At 58.4% G+C, this 18505-nt stretch carries 14 protein-coding genes and 1 tRNA gene; 6 read left to right on the top strand and 9 right to left on the bottom strand.

What is annotated here, in order from left to right:
* Positions 1-91 precede the first annotated feature (91 nt).
* Together ACR0AG_RS05950 and ACR0AG_RS05945 are read left to right on the top strand one after the other, a co-directional pair.
* Positions 92-679 carry a heme NO-binding domain-containing protein gene (locus ACR0AG_RS05950; protein ID WP_480837334.1) on the top strand — a complete coding sequence of 196 codons (588 nt, stop codon included), beginning with the start codon at positions 92-94 and terminating at the stop codon, positions 677-679.
* On the top strand, positions 676-1701 hold the full coding sequence (locus ACR0AG_RS05945; protein WP_480837332.1) for a diguanylate cyclase domain-containing protein: 1026 nt from the start codon (positions 676-678) through the stop codon (positions 1699-1701). Before ACR0AG_RS05950 ends, ACR0AG_RS05945 begins: the two co-directional genes overlap by 4 nt.
* Here ACR0AG_RS05945 and ACR0AG_RS05940 read toward each other — a convergent pair.
* The 8 genes from ACR0AG_RS05940 to ACR0AG_RS05905 all read right to left on the bottom strand — a co-directional run bounded on the left by ACR0AG_RS05940 (position 1698) and on the right by ACR0AG_RS05905 (position 9166).
* Complete coding sequence (locus ACR0AG_RS05940) at positions 1698-2393, bottom strand: CbiX/SirB N-terminal domain-containing protein (RefSeq protein WP_480837330.1); 696 nt, start codon at positions 2391-2393, stop codon at positions 1698-1700. The two genes, ACR0AG_RS05945 and ACR0AG_RS05940, sit on opposite strands and share 4 nt — an antisense overlap.
* 70 nt (positions 2394-2463) lie before the next feature.
* Entirely contained in the window at positions 2464-3396 is a 933-nt protein-coding gene (locus ACR0AG_RS05935; RefSeq protein WP_480837328.1) for an AEC family transporter, read from the bottom strand.
* Between the two features lie 53 nt (positions 3397-3449).
* The gene (locus ACR0AG_RS05930) at positions 3450-4247 is read right to left on the bottom strand and encodes an MBL fold metallo-hydrolase (protein ID WP_480837327.1); all 798 of its coding nucleotides are present in this window, start codon (positions 4245-4247) and stop codon (positions 3450-3452) included.
* On the bottom strand, positions 4244-5050 hold the full coding sequence (locus ACR0AG_RS05925; RefSeq protein ID WP_480837325.1) for a TatD family hydrolase: 807 nt from the start codon (positions 5048-5050) through the stop codon (positions 4244-4246). The genes ACR0AG_RS05930 and ACR0AG_RS05925 overlap by 4 nt, the downstream gene beginning before the upstream one ends.
* Positions 5047-6168, bottom strand: a complete 1122-nt coding sequence (locus ACR0AG_RS05920) for a DNA polymerase III subunit delta' (protein ID WP_480837323.1) — start codon at positions 6166-6168, stop codon at positions 5047-5049. The genes ACR0AG_RS05925 and ACR0AG_RS05920 overlap by 4 nt, the downstream gene beginning before the upstream one ends.
* A gap of 10 nt (positions 6169-6178) precedes the next feature.
* Complete coding sequence (gene tmk / locus ACR0AG_RS05915) at positions 6179-6802, bottom strand: dTMP kinase (RefSeq protein WP_480837321.1); 624 nt, start codon at positions 6800-6802, stop codon at positions 6179-6181.
* The gene (locus ACR0AG_RS05910; protein ID WP_480837319.1) at positions 6799-7965 is read right to left on the bottom strand and encodes a D-alanyl-D-alanine carboxypeptidase family protein; all 1167 of its coding nucleotides are present in this window, start codon (positions 7963-7965) and stop codon (positions 6799-6801) included. The genes tmk and ACR0AG_RS05910 overlap by 4 nt, the downstream gene beginning before the upstream one ends.
* 16 nt (positions 7966-7981) lie before the next feature.
* Complete coding sequence (locus ACR0AG_RS05905; RefSeq protein ID WP_480837318.1) at positions 7982-9166, bottom strand: SPOR domain-containing protein; 1185 nt, start codon at positions 9164-9166, stop codon at positions 7982-7984.
* Between the two features lie 203 nt (positions 9167-9369).
* On the opposite strand from ACR0AG_RS05905, the gene ACR0AG_RS05900 reads away from it, so the two are divergent.
* Positions 9370-9459 (top strand) — tRNA-Ser (locus ACR0AG_RS05900).
* 315 nt (positions 9460-9774) lie between these two features.
* Here ACR0AG_RS05900 and ACR0AG_RS05895 read toward each other — a convergent pair.
* On the bottom strand, positions 9775-11697 hold the full coding sequence (locus ACR0AG_RS05895; protein WP_480837316.1) for a DUF3604 domain-containing protein: 1923 nt from the start codon (positions 11695-11697) through the stop codon (positions 9775-9777).
* 235 nt (positions 11698-11932) lie between these two features.
* On the opposite strand from ACR0AG_RS05895, the gene ACR0AG_RS05890 reads away from it, so the two are divergent.
* The 3 genes from ACR0AG_RS05890 (at position 11933) to ACR0AG_RS05880 (ending at position 18380) form a co-directional block, all read left to right on the top strand.
* Complete coding sequence (locus ACR0AG_RS05890) at positions 11933-13501, top strand: GMC family oxidoreductase (RefSeq protein ID WP_480837314.1); 1569 nt, start codon at positions 11933-11935, stop codon at positions 13499-13501.
* 253 nt (positions 13502-13754) lie between these two features.
* Entirely contained in the window at positions 13755-16295 is a 2541-nt protein-coding gene (locus ACR0AG_RS05885) for a VWA domain-containing protein (protein WP_480837312.1), read from the top strand.
* A gap of 195 nt (positions 16296-16490) precedes the next feature.
* Entirely contained in the window at positions 16491-18380 is a 1890-nt protein-coding gene (locus ACR0AG_RS05880) for an SLC13 family permease (RefSeq protein ID WP_480837310.1), read from the top strand.
* The last annotated feature ends 125 nt before the right edge of the window (positions 18381-18505 follow it).

Genomic DNA, 18505 nt, shown 5'->3' with positions numbered 1-18505 from the left:
CTGGGATTATCGGAAGTTTTCCGACAGAAATTGGCTATTTGTTAACACATCTGGGCTGTGATCGCGGGGTAAGCCAATTCAGGGGCCACCCATGCACGGTCTGATCAACAGAGCGATACAGTCCTTCGTCTGTGCCACCTATGGGCAATCTTGCTGGATTCGCGCCACCGAAGCTGCCGAACTTGGGTTTGCCGAGTTTGAGGCGATGCTGACTTACGACGCGGATGTGTCCGAACGTGTTTTGGATGCCCTGTGCCTGGATCTAAAACGTCCGCGGGCAGATCTGCTTGAGGATCTTGGGACATATCTGGTTTCGCACCCCAATATGGAAGGCCTCAGGCGTCTGTTGCGCTTTGGCGGGGTGACTTATCTCGAATTTCTGCATTCCCTGGATGATCTGTCGGATCGCGTCCGACTGGCCGTTTCGGATTTGAACCTGCCGGCCCTGGAATTGCGAGAGCTTTCGCCTGCGGAATATGAACTCTATTGCGCGCCAGGATTGCCGGGATTTTCCAATGTCATGTCGGGTGTCCTGCGCGCTATGGCGGATGACTACGGCGCCCTCGTGATGTTGTCCTTCACCGGCGCCCGCGATGGTATGGACGTGATCTCGATCACCCTAGTGGAAAGCGCGTTCGCCGAAGGACGCCAATTTGATCTGGGGGCGCGAAACGCATGATGAGCCAGACAGACCTCGGCAATCTTTTGCATACACTTTGCCCTATGTTCATGGTCATCGACGTGAATGGCATCGTCGAACAGGTCGGGCCCACGCTACACAAATTGCGACCCGATCACGAGATGATCGGCAAACCCTATGCCGAGACTTTTGATCTGATTCGCCCCAAATCCGTCAGGGACGTCGCCGGGCTGGTTTCCGCCCCCGGTGGTCGCGTGAACCTGCGCTTCAAGGATGCGCCGCGCACCGCCCTTAAGGGTTTGGTTGTGCCGTTGCCCAGCGGGAACGGGGCGGTCATCAACCTGTCATTCGGTATTTCGATCCTTGAGGCTGTCCGTGACTATAAACTGACAAGTGCGGATTTCTCGGGCACGGATCTGGCGATCGAATTGCTGTATCTGGTCGAGGCGAAATCAGCGGCGATGGAGGCGTCACGCTCTTTGAACCTGCGCTTGCAAGGGGCCATGCTGGTGGCGGAAGAACAGGCCTATACCGACACACTGACGGGGCTAAAGAACCGTCGCGCCATGGATCATATCCTGGAGCATTTGATCTCGGCCAAGTCGAGCTTTGCGCTGATGCATCTGGATCTCGACTTCTTCAAATCGGTCAACGACACGATGGGTCACGCCGCAGGTGACTTTGTACTACAGCAGGCCGCCAAGATCATGCTTGAAGAGACGCGGGGCGAGGACACAGTGGCAAGGGTCGGTGGCGACGAATTTGTCTTGATCTTCAAAGGATTGATTGATCCTACCGTGTTGGACCGGATCGCCGCACGGCTGATCGCCAAGATACAAGAGCCGATGGATTTTAATGGCACGCACTGCACCGTTTCGGCCAGTATCGGTACCGCCTTGTCCACTCAGTTCCAAACGCCCGATGGCGCAGAGATTCTGAACGCAGCGGATCTTGCCCTCTATGACGCCAAGGAAAAGGGCAGGTCTTGCCATTCCTTTTTCGGCAACGTCGACAAACGCGCCGGGTGCGAGCGCAGTTTAGGGCCGGATCACGCGGCTTAGTCGGGCAGAGCCTTGGCCAAGACCGTAGCTATGTGATCTTGAATACCCGGCAATTCGCCCACGACGGGCATTACATGACCGGCGAATTCGGCGCGTGCCAGTTCTTGCGGCACGTCTTCAAGCACATGCCCCCCGGTGCAGGCAAAATAGGGCAGGCAAATTGCCTGGGGGCCTGCATTGGCCGCCGCCTCGGATATCGAAGGTGGCTGCTCCACAAACCCCAAGCGCTGTGACTTGAACTGGATCAATTGGGCCAGTTCTTTGCCGAATTCCGCCGTAACTGCGGCGGGGTTCGAACTGCGCCCCGAGCCATGTGCCGCGACAACCAGATCCGTCTCTTCCAGCTCCCATCCTCGTTCGGTCGCGGCGTTTTTCAACGCATCGGCAACCAGCCCCGGCAGCATCGGATCCACACCCAAAGGATCAAGAATGCGGACATTCCGGTTTCCAACACGGCGTGGCAGGGCGCTGGTCACAAACCAACCCTTTGCCATGAACAGCGGGTAAATCACGATATCCGCTGGCAAACTGTCCAGACAGTTCTCCAATGCCTCGGGGGCGGCCAGAGTTGCAGATTGCACCGAAACTCCTTCTGCGCTTGCATCGATGCCTTTCGCAAAACGGGCCAGAGCCGCCTCGGCAGGTGCCGGGTCGGAGGGTTGACCATGGGCGACAATAACGGCGTGTTTCAATCTTTTGCTCCGGTCTGTTTGCGGGTTAGATGTGGCGACCGGGACTTATGTCAATCCCGGGGTGACACGTTCATCCCAGCAGGGTCAGCCACATCCAAACGGTCAGGATCGAAACCGCAGTTCCGATCAAGACCGATGACGCCGCAACCCGTTTCGCGTGACCATACATATTGGCAAAGATATAGGCGTTAAAGCCCGGCGCCATTGCGGCGTTCAAGACGGCGGATCTGAACAGATCCTGCGGTAAAGATAAGGTGGTTCCGAAACCCCACACCAGGCTTGGGTGCAGGATCAGAGAGATGCAGCACACAAAGGCAATGGCACGCAGATCGCCTTCGGGTTTGTATTTGACCAGCACCCCGCCCAAGGCAAACAGCGCGCCGGGCAGCGCGGCGCGGGTGATCAGGCCAAGCGCCTCATCCGCAACGGCGGGAATGGTCAGCCCAAGCAAGTTGACGGCAAATCCAAGCAGAATGCCGATGATCAACGCGTTCTTGAACATCGCCGAAAGGACCGCGCGGGCCATGTGTTGCTTGCCGGTGCCTCGGTTTCGAATGATCTCCATCGCGGTTATGCCGAGGAAATAGCAAAACGGCGAATGAAACGCGATGATCGCGTAGTTTCCGGTCAGGTTTTCCGGTCCATAGGCGCGTTCGGTGATTGGCAGACCCAATAGGACCGAGTTGGAGAACAGGCAACAAAAGCCGATGGCAACGCAATCCTCCCACTCTCGGCGAAAAATCAGCCGGGCGCCGACCATGCCGGTTGCGAAACACAGACCGGCGGCGACATAGAAGCTGGCCAACAACCGCGGGTCAAAGCTGGCGCTGAGGTCCAGATTGGCGATAGCGAGAAACAGCAGACAGGGGATGGCGAAGCCCTGCGTGAACTTCATCAGCCCATCGATATGCCTGTCCTGAAAATAGCCCGTCCGCGTCGCGGCATACCCGGCGCCGATGACCAGAAAGACCGGCAGGATGACGTTGATCAGGCTTTGGATCATTGTGGAACCCTGCCCAGATCGCCGAATATTACATGGACCCGTCGCAAACCGGTCTAAAGGACTTGTTCAATGACCATCCCATCATAGGCTGGGGTGATGTGATCGGGAGTTTCAGCCTCGACCGTGGCATAGTCCAGATCGATATGCATGTTGGTCAAAACAGCGCGTTTGGGCCCCAGCTGTTCGATCCAGCCGAGGGTTTTTTCCAGGTGGGCATGGGTTGGGTGCGGCGTGCGGCGCAAGGCGTCGATCACGAGGCAGTCCAGCCCTTCAAGTTCCGGATAGCTTTGCTCATAAAGCTCTGCAACATCAGGTAGATAAACCAGCGCGCCAATACGAAAGCCCAGCGCATCGATCGAGCCGTGATTGACCTTGAAGGGGCGAAACGGAATGGGGCCACCGGGGCCGTCAACCTCGAACGGGCCATCAATCGATCGCAGATCGAGGATGGGCGGATAGGGTGATCCTTCGGGTTGCACAAACGCATAACCGAACCGCCCCAGCAGGTCGTTCTGCGTGTCGCCATCTGCCCAGACCGGCACCCGTTTCTTCATGTTGAAGACGATCATCCGCAGATCGTCGATCCCGTTGGTGTGGTCCGCGTGTGAATGCGTGTAGACAACGCCATCCAGACGCCCGGTTCCACTGCCCAGCAATTGGCTGCGCATATCCGGCGAGGTATCGATCAGGACCGTGGTCGTTCCGTCCGGTCCCGCCCGCTCGACCAGCATCGAACATCTGCGGCGTGTGTTTTTGGGGTTGTCCGGGTCGCAATCGCCCCAAACTCCGCCCAAACGCGGCACCCCTCCGGACGAGCCGCAACCCAAAATGGTGCAGCGCAGCGACGTCATGCGGCAACCTTGTAAGCTGCGGCCTTAGAGAACAGGCGATCGAAATTCTCCTGTGTGCGGGCTGCGAAATCGGCATAGTCCAACCCAAAGACTTCGGCCCCTTTGCGGGCCGTATGGGCGGTATAGGCGGGCTCATTGCGCTTGCCGCGAAACGGAGGTGGCGCCAGATAAGGGGCATCCGTTTCAACAAGGATGCGGTCTACGGGCGCGGTCGCGAAGATATCCCGCAATTCCTGGCTTTTGGGGAATGCGGCAATGCCGGACATGGACAGGTAGAAATCCAGATCAAGCGCCGCCTTAGCCAAAGCGGCCGAAGAGGAAAAGCAATGCATGACGCAGCTATAGGCGGCGTTCCGATATTCCTCGGCCAGAATGCGCGCCATGTCGTCATCGGCGGCGCGCGCATGGATAATCAATGGCAGGCCAGTGCGTTGGGCCGCTTCGATATGAATCCGCAGCGATTGTTTTTGCACCTCTGCGCTTTCGGCGGTGTAATGATAATCCAGCCCGGTTTCGCCAATGCCCACAAACTTCGGATGGCGAGCCAGCGCGACAAGGTCGTCCACTGTTGCCAGAGGCTCCTCTGCAGCGCTCATGGGATGCGTGCCTGCGGCATAGAACACAGGCGCATGCGCCTCGGCGATGGCCCGGACATTGGGTTCGTTCCGCAGGCGCGTGCAGATCGTCACCATACGCGTCACGCCCGCCTCGGCGGCGCGGGCCACGATATCGTCCAGTTGGCCTTCGAAATCGGGAAAGTCCAGATGGCAATGGCTGTCGGTAATCTGCGGAGTACTGCTCATCTGCTCTGACCGGCGGTTTCCTGTATCTTGAACACCGTATCTAGGACAAGTGCGGCAGGGTCAAGGTTCACCGCCTGACCATGTCGTGCGCGCATAGTGATCAGTGCGGCAACCTCGGCCCATTTCCGGGCCTGATGCGGTGTCGGGGACAGCCGCGTCAGCACGTCGCCTTCGTTTGGGGCTGCCTCGGGCGCGGGCGGGTGGCCCTGTGCCCCGGTCAGGGCAAGGCGGGACAGGGCCACATCGATCAGAGTCAAAAGCAGCTCGAACCGTTCGGCCGCACCGCGTTGGGCGGCCGCTTCGGCCAGTGCCAGCGCACGTTGGCGATCCAGTTGGGGTAACGTGCCGAGGATTGCGATTAATTCGGCATATATCTCAAGCCCGCCCAGATTGATCAGCCGCACCGCATCCCCCACCGATCCGGCAGCCAGCGCTGTGAGGTGATCGGCCTGAGACGGTGTCTCGGCCCCCGTCTGTGCCAGCGCAGCGGTCATGTCCTCGGGGCAGAGCGGTGCCAGACGCAGGCTGCGACAGCGAGAGCGGATTGTTGGCAACAGGCGCGAAGGTTGATGTGACACCAGCAGCAGCGTGGTACGTGCTGGCGGTTCTTCGAGCATCTTCAACAGGGCGTTTGCGGCGCTGACATTCATCTCATCGGCAGAATCCACGATGACCACGCGCCGCCCGCCATCGGCAGAGGACAAACCGAAAAAGCGGCCAAGTTTGCGGATATCATCCACAACGATTTCACCGCGCAGGCGGCCCTGATCGTTCACTGACCGCTTGATTGATGCAAGCCCCGGCTCGGCCCCTGCAAGCATTCGATGCGCCACCGGATGATCGGGATCGATATCCAGCGATTCTGGCGCAGGCGGTGCCCCAAAGAGACCGCCGTCATCTGCCGGAGGCGTCGCCAGCAGGAACCGTGCGATGCGCCACGCAAGGGTCGCCTTGCCGGTGCCTCGCGGACCGGTCAGCAGCCAGCCATGGTGCAACCGGTCCGAATTGTAAGCGCTCAGAAATGCCTGCTCGGCCGCGTCCTGCCCAAACAATCGCAGGGTTTCACGAGGATGTGGCGCGCCGGGCGCCTGATCTGGGGCGGGAATGTCGTCGCTCATCGCTTTATGGTCACAAAACTTCCGCGACGATCTTTGTCACATCACCGGCTACGCTGTCTATGTCGCGATTGCCGTCGACCACGCGAAACCGGTCAGAAAATTCCTGCGCCAGAGTAAGAAAACCCGCGCGCATTTTGCGTTGCAGATCAGGACCAAAATCCTCGAACCGCTCCTCGGAACCTTGGCGTCCTTTGGCACGGGACAGGCCGGTATCCGGGTCCATGTCGATCAGCAGGGTCATGTCAGGCTCGCGCCCGATCATCAGCTTGTGCAACTCGTCCACCAGCCCGCGCAGGTCGCCGCGTGACAGGCCCTGATACATGCGCGTGCTGTCTGCAAACCGGTCGCAGATCACGATTTTTCCAGCCGCCAGAGCAGGCTCGATCGTGCGTTCCAGATGATCGCGACGGGCGGCGGTAAAGAGCAAAATCTCGGTTTCAGCCGACCAACGGTCCGGGTCGCCCTGCAGAACCAGGTTGCGAATTTCCTCAGCCCCATCCGAGCCGCCGGGCTCACGGGTCAGTACAACCTGATGGCCCGCATCGCGCAGAGTATCCGCCAGCATACGTGCCTGGGTCGATTTGCCTGATCCGTCAATGCCTTCGAAGGTCAGAAACAGCCCGCGCCCGCTCACAATGACCCCAGCGGAGTGGAAATGACGTCCTTCAGAACGATACCGCCGACGGTCATCATGCGCACCACAAATCCACCTTGCGGTACGTCATTGGCCGCAACCAAAGGTCGGCGGATTTCCGGCAGGCCTTCGGGCTGGATCACAAGCTCAGCCAGTTGCTGACCTTTTTTGACGGGGGCGTTGATCGGTCCGTCATAGACAATTTCGGCCTTGATATCTGTGTCACCCAAAACCGGGAACAACAGGTTCAGATCCTCTTCGGGAACCAGCCCGACCGTCTTTTCAGCACCCATCCAAAGCTTGGCTTGGGCTATCGGTTCTTCCGCTTTGGCAACTGACCTCTCGACAAAATTTCGAAACGACCAGTTAACCACGGCCTCAGCCTCCTCTGCCCGGCGGCTGGTGCTGTCGAGCCCGGATAGAACAAAGATGACGCGGCGATCACCCTGCCGGGCTGATCCGACAAGGCCATAGCCTGCCTCTTGCGTATGGCCGGTTTTCAACCCGTCCGCGCCGATATCGAGTTTCAGCAGCGGGTTGCGGTTGCGCGCATTCGAGGGCGCACGCCCGTCAAATTCGAAAACCTCTTCCGCAAACAGCGGATAATATTCGGGGAAATCGGTGATCAGCCGGTTGGCGAGTATCGCAAGGTCATGCACCGACATCATATGGCCAGCCGCTGGCCACCCGTTCGAGTTTGCAAAGTTCGAATTGTCCATGCCCATCTGCTTTGCGCGTTGAGTCATGAAGCGCGCAAAGCCGGATTCGGTGCCATCGGGGCTGAGCGCTTCGGCGATCACGACGCACGCATCATTGCCCGAAAGGACGATGATGCCCCGCAAAAGGTCTTCGACGGTTACTCGATCCTGAGTGTTTAGGAACATGGTGGACCCGCCATAGCTCATCGCGTGTTCCGACACCGGCAGGGTTTCGTCCAAGGTCAGGCGTCCGTCGCGCAGGGCTTCGAACGCGACATACAGCGTCATCAGCTTGGACATCGACGCAGGCGGCAGGGGCTGATCGGCCTCTTTCGACAAAAGCACCGTGCCGGTTCCCTGATCCATGACAAACGCAGCACGCGCCTGTGTGTCAAATGCAAAGGCGGGCAGGGACAATAGGCTCAGGCCCACAGCCAACGTGGCGGATCGCAAGGCAGTTCGCATCATGATCTCCTGTTTATCAGTTCTTGGCGGTGAACGCGTCCTTGAAACCCAGATCCTTGACGTCGTCCAGGATCGCCCGGCGCTGGGCACGGTTTTCAGCCGGACCGACAAGAACCCGCCAAACTGTGTTATCTTCGGTTTTCAGTTCGCGCACTTGCGCCGTCATACCATTGCGCCGCACCTTAGCCGCAGCTGCTTCGGCGTTTGCTTCGACCCCGAAAGTGCCCACCTGCACAAAGGGTTTGGTCAACGCGACGGTCGGAGCAGTGGCCGCCGCCGCCGCGGCGGTGACCTGCTCTTTCTTGGCGTGGGTCGTTTCTGCGGCGGTTGGCTCAGCCGCCTCAATGGCCGCAGCGGCACCGGCAATCGGGTCGAGCGGGGTTTCGGTGATCTCGTTCGGATCTTTCTTTTGCCACCATTTCCGCTTGGCTGGCTTGTCCGCCGGTGCGGTAACTTCCGGGTCGGACAGGGCAGCGGGCGCCGCAGCAGGTTCGGGGGCGGCGGCAGCTTCGACGACAGGCTTCGGAGCTTCGTCAGCCGTTTCCGCTGCGGCACCGGCTACCGCTGTCGCAGCAGCGACTTCGGCGGCGGGTTTCTTTTGCCACCACTTCCGCTTGGCTGGTTTCTCTTCGGACCCGGCCTCAGGTGTGGTCGCCTCAGCGGGTTCAGCCTCGGCGACTTCGGTTTCGACTGGCTTGGGTTCTTCCGGCGCAGGTTTGGGCGCGACGGTTTCGCGCCGCAGCGCAACAACCTCGACCCGGGTGGGCGCGCCTGCGGTCAAGCCCAGCTTATCCGCCGCGGCGGAAGACACCTGCAGGGCCGGGCCGGGCAGGTTGCGTTCCCGGCGAAAAAGCGCACCGGTCACAGTTTTGTTGTTCGAAGGGTTCTTGATCAGAACACGCTCTGGCTGATTAACGTCGGGATGCGCCACCCAGATGCCGCCCAACGATGGACGGCCATCCCACAGGCCAGCTTCACTGAGCTGGAACACTTCGGGTGCCTCTACATCGCGTTGCTTTCCCGATGTTGCCTCGGGAAACAGTTCAATCTTGTCGCTGTTTTCCGCGGTTTCGGTTGCGTTGTCGTCTGTTTCGGCTGGTTGAAGATCAAAACCTTCTTCACATCCCGCCAGAATGACCAGCATGACAGCCAAAGCGGCCACATTTTGCGGCCCTAAGCGTGTGCCCGTCGCTCGCTTCATCGTTTTATCCCTTGCCTGACAAGGCCCAATTTGGCCGCGCCCCACCGCAAATCCGCCGGTTCTTTCGCCAGTCTGATGCGGTCTGATACGCAATCATAACCTGACCGAAGTGTCATGGAAAGACTGCAGCGCAGGCTTAGGCAAGATTTCCCGCTTTATGGCTTGCCTCTGGCCGCAACTGGCCTTAGACCCGGCCTTCAAGCGGGGAGGTGGCAGAGTGGTCGAATGCGGCGGTCTTGAAAACCGTTGAACGTGAGAGCGTTCCCAGGGTTCGAATCCCTGTCTCCCCGCCACTCAAACAGGACTATTTACCCAACCGCTGTCACCTGCTTGAAACTGCTGCTTATTTGCAGCTCCCCAAGGCGTCTCCCGCGTTTGTTTTCTTGCCCTGCTTGGCTTTTGCCTGTTTCGCGCGTTGGTTTTCTCCGGCAGTCTTACCATCGAGAGACTTTTAGGGGGCTGGTCGTCCGATCAATCCGATGATCGATGTACCCTATTCCCAACCGGAGATCTCTTCCGCCGCACGCAGGGCAAAGACTAGTCCTTCAACGTCGGCTTCACTTGGGCTTTCAACAAGAAATACCTAGTTCATGGCCCGCAAAACAACGTCATTCTGTGGGTGTGTACCAAATCGGAGAGGAATATGCGCGCTCCTGATGCGTAAGCACCGCATCCTCGGGCAATTCGGCGCCAAACCTCAGTTTATCGTACAGCACCCACCGCGGGGTTGGGATTTCGAGCGCCCGGACGTAGTAAAATGCCCGTGCATTCGGATCGAAATCAGGATCGGACCAAACGGTAACCAGTTCGGCGGTCCCGATTGTGTTAGTCCAACTCGCGGTGTCTATATCCACCGTGTTTCCCACTGCAGGGATCTTGCCGTTCTGATCCACAGCGCGATCATCCGACCAGGCCACGTCGTAAACCTTTTCCCGCAAAGCACCTTCGGAATCGAGCCATCCCTTGATCACCTGCACACGATCCAGGTTGGCCCCGACTGGGTCACGCAGAGCGGCAATCAGGAATGATGGGGCACCGTCACCCTCGCGAGGACGCATGTCAGACCCCATCGGTACACCCTTTGTGTAGCCAATATCTGCAAGGAAGCGGGTTTCAACATCAGCTTCACTGAAATCCCATCCGCCAAAGAACCGCAGGCCAATCCGAGGTCCCGTGGTCGCGTAGGTTTCGCGCCGCTTGAACGCGTCGAAAATCGCAGCTCGCGTATTATCAGTGGCCCAAACGGCCGTGTACCCGGACGCGACAAGCAGGTCGCCTGGAATTTCGCCAAGATCGTTGGCGATGAATGGGTGCTTGATCCTCGTGGCCGAAGGTTCAACACTGACGGATTTCCCGAAGAAGTTGTCTTCTTCGGCGGTCGCCAGAGAGGTATGGCTGTCCGTCGCGCCGCCCATGCCGAACTTGTAGGGGTTCACGCCGAACTTTTCTTCCAACAGCAGGCCCCGCTTCAATGCTTCGCGGGCGTATTCGCCGGCCAGCATGTCTTCGGTCTTGAGTTCAGTGATGTCGAGGTTGCCGACATCCCAGTTTTCATAATCCGCAAATTCGTCATCTGGGCTCAGGAAGGGGTGTGCCTCGCCGTCGCCCTTGATCTGAGTGACCTCGTAATGCGGCTCCCATTTCGCGCGGTCCGCGACGTATTCCTCGTCAACCTTTCCGCCGTGATACGTGTCTTCGGTCGGGAACATCCACCCATTCGACAGGTTGCCGTTATGAGCAAATGCAACCGCGCGCCCGCCAGTTTTCTGTTGGTATTCTTCAAGCCAGGCATAAAGCGCTTTTGGATCAGTATCCCCGTAGGGGGGTTGCGTGACCGGAGGCACCATTTGAAGCGCCCTGATAGGCCCATCGCGCAGCATAACGTTTCGGTGCAAGTTGAAACCCTTGGGAACCGAGGTCCATTCAAACCCGATGAAAGCGGTAAAGTTGCCGGGATCGTTGTGCCGTTCCGCCGCCATAACGATGTTTTCCCAGGTAAAAGCAAAAGCATCTGCGCCCGGGCTGTAGGATTCAAGCAGAACCTCCGGCAGGGTCATCTGCGAGAAATTCGTAATAATGTCGAATGCGGTCTTGCCCGCTTCTTCTCCACCCGCTTTGTACCCTTCGTACCATTCCAGCCCTTTTGGATCGGCGAGAACACCGGGTTTTCCCGCTTGTAGATCCGGTGCAAATCCCATCAAGTCCGTGTGGTCTGTGAGGACCATCCAATCCAGGGGGCGGGCCAGTCTGACGGGTTGGCCGGTCGAAGAAATGACCTGTTCACCTTTGGCGAAACGCCAGGCTTCGTCCGGCAGCAGAGTATTCCCGAAGGCTCCGGCGTCTAATGAAAGCCCTGTATGTAGGTGGGTGTCGCCCCAAAGCGGGCGCTCAGGAAAGGATCGGTTGGCATAGGGAGAATAGGGTTGGTCGGAAAACAAGCCGTCGGCGGCCTCTTTACTTGGGACGGCATCGGCGAAGACACTTGTTGGCCCTATTCCGACTGCGAACAAGCATAGCAACTTACGAAACATCGTGACCTCCCAATCAACTTTCGTCCGGCTGTGTCGATGGTTTGCAACACAGTTTATTAACATTCGAATTTCTTTATATCATAAGGAAGTTGTCCTTTGGAAAAATTCTTGGTGCGGCGGCACAACTTGCAGCACGCAATAGTTAAGCGGGAAAAACTGGACAGGTTCTTGGTCATCTGTCTTAACTTTGAGTCAGAGGGCGAGAAGGAGCTCGTCTCAATCCAGGGAGGAAATCATGGCGTACGATTATATCGTCGTAGGCGCAGGTTCGGCCGGTTGTGTGGTTGCGGGTCGGCTTTCGGAAAACCCAAAGGTAAGCGTGCTGGTTCTTGAGGCGGGACCCTCGGATGAGGGGCAGCAGGCCGTACATGTGCCCGCAGCGTTCCCACATCTCTTCAAAACCCCGCTCGACTGGGACTATTCAACCGCTGATCAAGAGGGGCTGGATGGCCGACAGCTTTATTCACCGCGCGGCAAGGTATATGGCGGTTGTTCGTCCATGAACGCGCAAATCTATCAGCGCGGTGCGCCCTCGGACTATGACGGCTGGTGCGGTGGCAACATCAAAGGCTGGGCGTGGAAAGACGTTGTTCCCTATTTCATCAAGGCGGAAAACAACGAACGGCTTGACGGGCCGATGCACGGCAAAGGCGGGCCATTGAACGTGGCAGAGTTGTCTGACCCCAATCCGCTGTCGCATGCGATGGTGAAGGCAGCGGAAGAACAGGGCTTTCCGCTGAACGACGATTTCAATGACGGCAAGCAAGAGGGGTTTGGCCTCTATCAGGTGACGCAACAGGGTGCGATGCGGCGTTCGGCGGCGGCGGCGTATCTCTATGATGCGATGGAGCGTGAGAACGTGACGGTGATCGGCATGGCCACGACCAAGCGTGTCGAAGTTCAGAACGGGCGCTGCACAGGGGTCGTTTATGAGGTCGATGGTGAAGAGCACACCGCCGTTGCGAACAAAGAGGTCGTTCTGTCGGCCGGGGCCTATGGCTCGCCCCATATCCTGATGCTGTCGGGAATTGGCCCGCGTGATCAGCTTGAGGCGCATGGTGTCGAGGTTGTCCATGATCTGCCTGGCGTTGGCCAGAACCTGCAGGACCACTACATGGCACCGGTCGCCTATTGGTGCACGCAGGATATCACCCTTGGCGGTGCCGCCGATCCGGCAGAGGCTGAAAAGCTGGCCGAAGGCAAAGGTCTTTTGACCTCGAACATCGGTGAGGCGGGTGGTTTTGTGACGGTGACGGAAGGGGCGAAAGCACCTGACCTTCAGTTCCACTTCGCGCCAGGCTTTTTCATCCTGGATGGTGCGGGAAACCCCGAAGGGCATGGCTTTACCCTGCTGCCGGGGGTTGTCGGAACCAAAAGCAAAGGTGCGCTGACGCTGACCTCGGCTGACCCCGAAGTGAAGCCGCATATCGATCCCGGGACCTTTTCGGATGAACGGGATCTCGACGTGATGGTCGAGGGCGTGAAGCTTGCGCGGAAGATGCTGCAATCCGAGGCGTTTAACGACTATCGCGGCGAAGAGCATCTGCCGGGCGAGGCGGTGCAGACCGATGATGAAATCAAGGCGTTCCTGAGGGAGTATACCCAGACGATCTATCACCCGGTCGGAACCTGCAAGATGGGCTCGGACGAGATGGCGGTGGTAGACGACGCGTTGAAAGTGCATGGGATTGACGGGCTTAGGGTCGCTGATGCCTCGATCATGCCGACAATCGTGAATGCCAACACCAATGGGCCGTCAATCATGATCGGTGAAAAATGCGCGGCGATGATGCGGGCAGGGTGACTTCCCCGCTCAGGATCTAATAACCGCACGGAAACGCAGTGGTTGCCGAAAGGGAATCGACGGGATGAACGCCCGTCGATTCTAAAACTGCGGAACGCATTAGCTTTTCCAAGACCGAATCCCACAAGGAAACGCGCGTCCGAAATCCGTTCGGATAGCCCTGGGTCGGCGCGCGGTCTTTGAAGTATTGGCGATGCGCGCCGGACCGTGGTTTACTGCTGTTATTGTAAAAAGCGGTTTCTGGAGGTTTTTGATGCGGTGTCGCGTTATTTCGGGTCTTTTCTTTGGGGCTTCGGTTGTGTTCGGGTCGGCGGCCTGGAGCGATGAAAATGTCATGGTGGTCTTTGATGGTTCAAACTCCATGTGGGGTCAGATCGATGGCGTTGCCAAGATCGAGATTGCCCGCGGAGTGATGGACAACCTATTGGGTGACTGGGTGGATGATCGCAATGTCGGCTTGATGGCCTATGGGCACCGCCGCCGGGGTGATTGCGGCGATATCGAAGTGCTTGTTGAGCCCGGTGCCGCCTCACGCGCCGCGGTTCTGGATCGCATCAATGGCATCACGCCGACGGGCAAGACGCCTTTGACCGACGCGGTGGAACAAGCCGCCCGCGCCCTGTCTTACACCGATCAGCCCGCTACGGTGGTCTTGATTTCTGATGGTTTGGAAAGCTGCGAGCGCGACCCATGCGCGTTGGCGACCGCGCTAGAACAGGGCGGCGTCGGCTTTACTGCTCATGTCGTGGGCTTTGGGCTGGGCAGCGATGAAGATGCGAGTTCCCTGGCCTGCATTGCCGAGAACACCGGTGGGCAGTACATCACAGCCACAAACGCAACCGAGTTGGGTGCCGCCCTCAGCGCCGTTGGCACGGCGGTGGCCGAAACCGTACCAGAGCCGGAACCGGAGCCCGAACCAGAGGCCCCGGCAGTTGTCGTGGACGGCCCGGATACAGCGGTGGCGGGCTCGGATATTGCCGTGACCTGGACCCCAACAATTGAAGAAGCTGACTATATCAACGTGGTTCCGGTGGGTACGGACGAAGATGTCTTTGGTGCCTATGTCAGAATCGGAAATGCAACCGAGGTCACTGTTGTTTCGCCGGGCGACGAGGGTCTTTATGAGGTGCGCTATCTGCACAATCAGACCAAGAAAGTTCTCGGGCATGAGGGTCTGGAGGTTACCGAGGCCGAAGTCGAACTGACGGCGCCGGAAACCGTGGAAACAGGTGCGCGGTTTGATGTTGGCTGGACGCCGACCATCAATCGCCGGGACTATGTCGCTATTGTTCCACTTGGGGCTGATGCCGGAACCTTTGGAAATTACCAGGCCGTCAGCAAGAATACCGAAGCGACTTTGGTCGCTCCGGCGGATCCAGGGCTGTACGAGGTGCGATATATCCTGAACGTGAACAAAGGCACCGTCGCGTCGCGTCAGATCGAAGTGACCGAGCCGCAGGTTACGCTGCAAATTCCCGAAACCGCGCTGACAGGTGCAAAATTCGACGTCAGTTGGTCCAGCGCGGTCAGCGCCAATGACTATATCAACATCGTTCCGCTGGGTGCGGATGAGGGCGAGTTTGGCAACTACATCACCGTTCGTGACACCAACAAGGGGACGCTGAAGGCGCCCGCAGAGCCCGGGATGTACGAGGTCCGGTATGTGCTGCGTGAAGGCAGCAAAACCCTGGTCAGCGAAGTTATGGAGGTCACCGCCCCCGAGGTCACCATTTCGGGCCCCGCAACAGTCACAACCGGTGCGAAGTTCGAGGTGTCGTGGACCGGAACAGTAGATGTGCAGGATTACATCGCCATCGTTCCTGCCGGCTCGGACGAGGGTGTTTATGGCAATTATCAGGTCGTGCGCGACCAAGGCACCGGCACGCTGACGGCACAGGCCGAACCGGGTTTGTACGAGCTGCGCTATATTCTGCGCGAAGGTGCCAAAACCCTTGCGACGGCGACAATTGAAATCACCACACCCGAGGTGACGGTCACCGCGCCGGACACGGTGCTTGCGGGCAGCAAATTCGAAGTGGCCTGGACCGGCACGGTCAGCGTGCTGGACTACATCAATATCGTGCCGCTGGGCACCGATGAGGGGGTCTATGGCAACTATATGGTCGTGCGCGACAACGCCAGCGACAACCTGCAAGCTCCCTCGGAACCCGGTATGTATGAGATCCGCTATCTGCTGCGCGAGGGCGCAAAGACGGTTGCGGCCGTGACCGTCGAGGTGACCGAACCAGAGGTCACAATCTCAGCGCCCGCCGAGGTGCGCGCGGGCGAAAATCTGCGAGTGACCTGGACCGGAACAGTCAGCAGTGCGGATTACGTCAACCTTGTGCCTCTCGGAACGCCGGATGACGATTTTGGGCTCTATACCCAAGTGCGGGACAAAACCGAGCATGATCTGAAAGCGCCCGACGAGACGGGGCTTTACGAACTGCGCTATATGCTTCGCGAAGGCAGCCGGGTGCTTGCCCGCCAGTCGGTTGAGGTCTTGGCAGCGGATGCCAAGCTGAATACGGGCGGCGATATCACAGCGCCAGATACCGCGGCGCCGGGGTCGACGATCGAAGTAAGCTGGAGTGTCGAAAGTGACAGCGCGGATCAGCGGATCACGCTGGCACGCGGGGATCAGGCGATCTTTACCTGGATCTCGGCTCAGAAGATCGCTGGCGACCCGCCCCTGTCTCTGACTGTTCCGGAAGAGCCCGGCGTGTATGAAATTCGCTTCCTTGATTTGTCAAACAAGAGCGTCCTGTCGCGGAAAATCATCGAAGTGAAATAGCCGGGCAGCCGCGAAAGCTGCCTGTTGCCTGACTGGTCGCTTGTTGCGACCAGCAGGCGGTGCGTTGCCCACATAGATCCTAACTGCTCAGCCATAGATATCCGCGGGGATCAGCCAAACCTGGCACGATCCGCCGGGTGGAATTGGTTCTTCGAATTTTCAGCTATTCAGGTAACGTAAGGTCGGGAGACGGAAATGGAACTACCGACACTGACTTACGAAATGATAGCGGTGCTAAGCCTGTTGTCGTTTACGGTCTTGCTGTTTGTGACCGAAATTGTGCGCATCGATGTGGCCGCGGTTCTGGTCATGGTGATGCTTGGCGCGCTGAGCTATCTGCCCGGGCTTGGCAATCTGGCCAATGTGTCGAACCTATTCGAAGGGTTTTCCTCGAACGCGGTGATGTCCATTATCGCCGTGATGATCATCGGCGCCGGGCTTGACCGAACCGGTCTCATGTCAAAGGTTGCGGCCTTGATTCTCAAGAATGGCGGTACGACCGAGACGCGGATTATTCCCATCGTTTCCACGACGGTGGGGGTCATCAGCTCGTTTATGCAGAATGTCGGCGCGGCTGCTCTTTTCCTGCCGGTCGTCAGCCGCATCTCGGCGCGCACGGAAATCCCGATGAGCAGGCTGCTGATGCCCATGGGCTTTTGCGCGATCCTGGGGGGTACGATCACATTGGTGGGCTCATCCCCTTTGATCCTGCTGAATGATCTGATCGTGTCTTCAAACAAAACCCTGCCGGCGGATAAGCAGATGCAGACATTCGGGCTATTCTCGGTCACGCCAGTGGGCGTCATGCTGGTGCTGACCGGGGTGCTGTATTTCGTGCTCTTTGGTCGTTGGGTTCTGCCCGCACAGCGCGAACGCGGAGCGGACGCAAGCTCGGCCCGGTCCATGCAAGCCTATATTGAAAACACATATGGCTTGCGCGCCGACATGTTCGAGGTTCGTGTTCCCGAAGGGTCCATCATCATCGGGCAAACGCTGTCGGATCTGATGGTCGCGCATAATATGTACATCCTTGGCACATCCTATCGGGGCCACAAGGTTATCGCGCCCATGGCCGACACCAAGATCGAAGCGCCCGCACGGCTTGCAGTTCTTGGACTGCGACGCGTTGTTAAGTACGAATTCACCGACCCTTACGGGTTGGAAATCATGCCGCAACTGAACGTGTTTGCCGATGATTTCGCTGCAACCCAATCCGGTGTGGCCGAGGTGGTTATTCCGCCCGGATCATCCGTCATAGGGCAGACCCCAATTGATCTGCGTCTGCGACAGACCCATGGATTGTCCCTGCTGGCCATTCAACGCGGCGAAGAAACCCTGAGCCATGTCGAAACCGAAGATCACGCGGCAACGCATATCGGGCAGGTGCCGTTGCAGGCGGGCGATACCTGTGTGGTTCACGTTCAATGGGATCGGCTGACGCGCCTCAAATCCGACCGGGATTTTGTCATCGTGACCTCAGATTTCCCGCAAGAAGAGCTGCGCCCCCACAAGGTCGGCTGGGCGCTGTTTTTCTTTCTGATCGCTTTGAGCCTGATCCTGTTTTCCGACCTGCGCCTATCCTTGTGCCTTCTGATCGGCGCGATTGGTATGGTCCTCAGCCGGGTGCTGTCGATTGATGAAGCATATGAGTCGATCAGTTGGAGCACGGTATTCCTTCTAGCGTCTCTCATCCCGCTGGGTCAGGCGGTTCAGAACACAGGCACCGCGGACTGGATCGCAGCCCATGTGCTTTCGCTTTTGAATGGCTGGCCACTGTGGTCGCTGCAGGCCGCATTGGCCGTGTTGGCGACCGTGTTCACGTTGGTTATGTCAAATGTCGGGGCGACGGTTCTGCTGGTCCCTCTGGCCGTATCCATCGCGGTTTCCGCCGGTGGAAATCCGGCCGTCTTTGCGCTGACAGTGGCGCTTTCAACCTCCAATTCCTTTCTGATCCCGACGCATCAGGTGAACGCCCTGATCATGGGACCGGCCGGTTACCGCGTCATCGATTTCGTGCGTTCCGGCGGGATCATGACGTTGCTTTTCCTGATCGTTTCTATGACCGGCCTTTCGCTGTTTTTCTAAGGGACCGTAGCGCGCCCTGAGATCGAAACCGCACGACATACCGCGAAGTCTTGTGGGTCAATGTTTCAGCCTTGCTCAGATGCTGAGGAAATCGGTCATCAATTTCTGCCTTTGACCACGCGCTG

It is taken from the genome of Ruegeria sp. H6, assembly GCF_056532975.1.
This window is presented reverse-complemented; position numbering and strand designations above follow the sequence as displayed.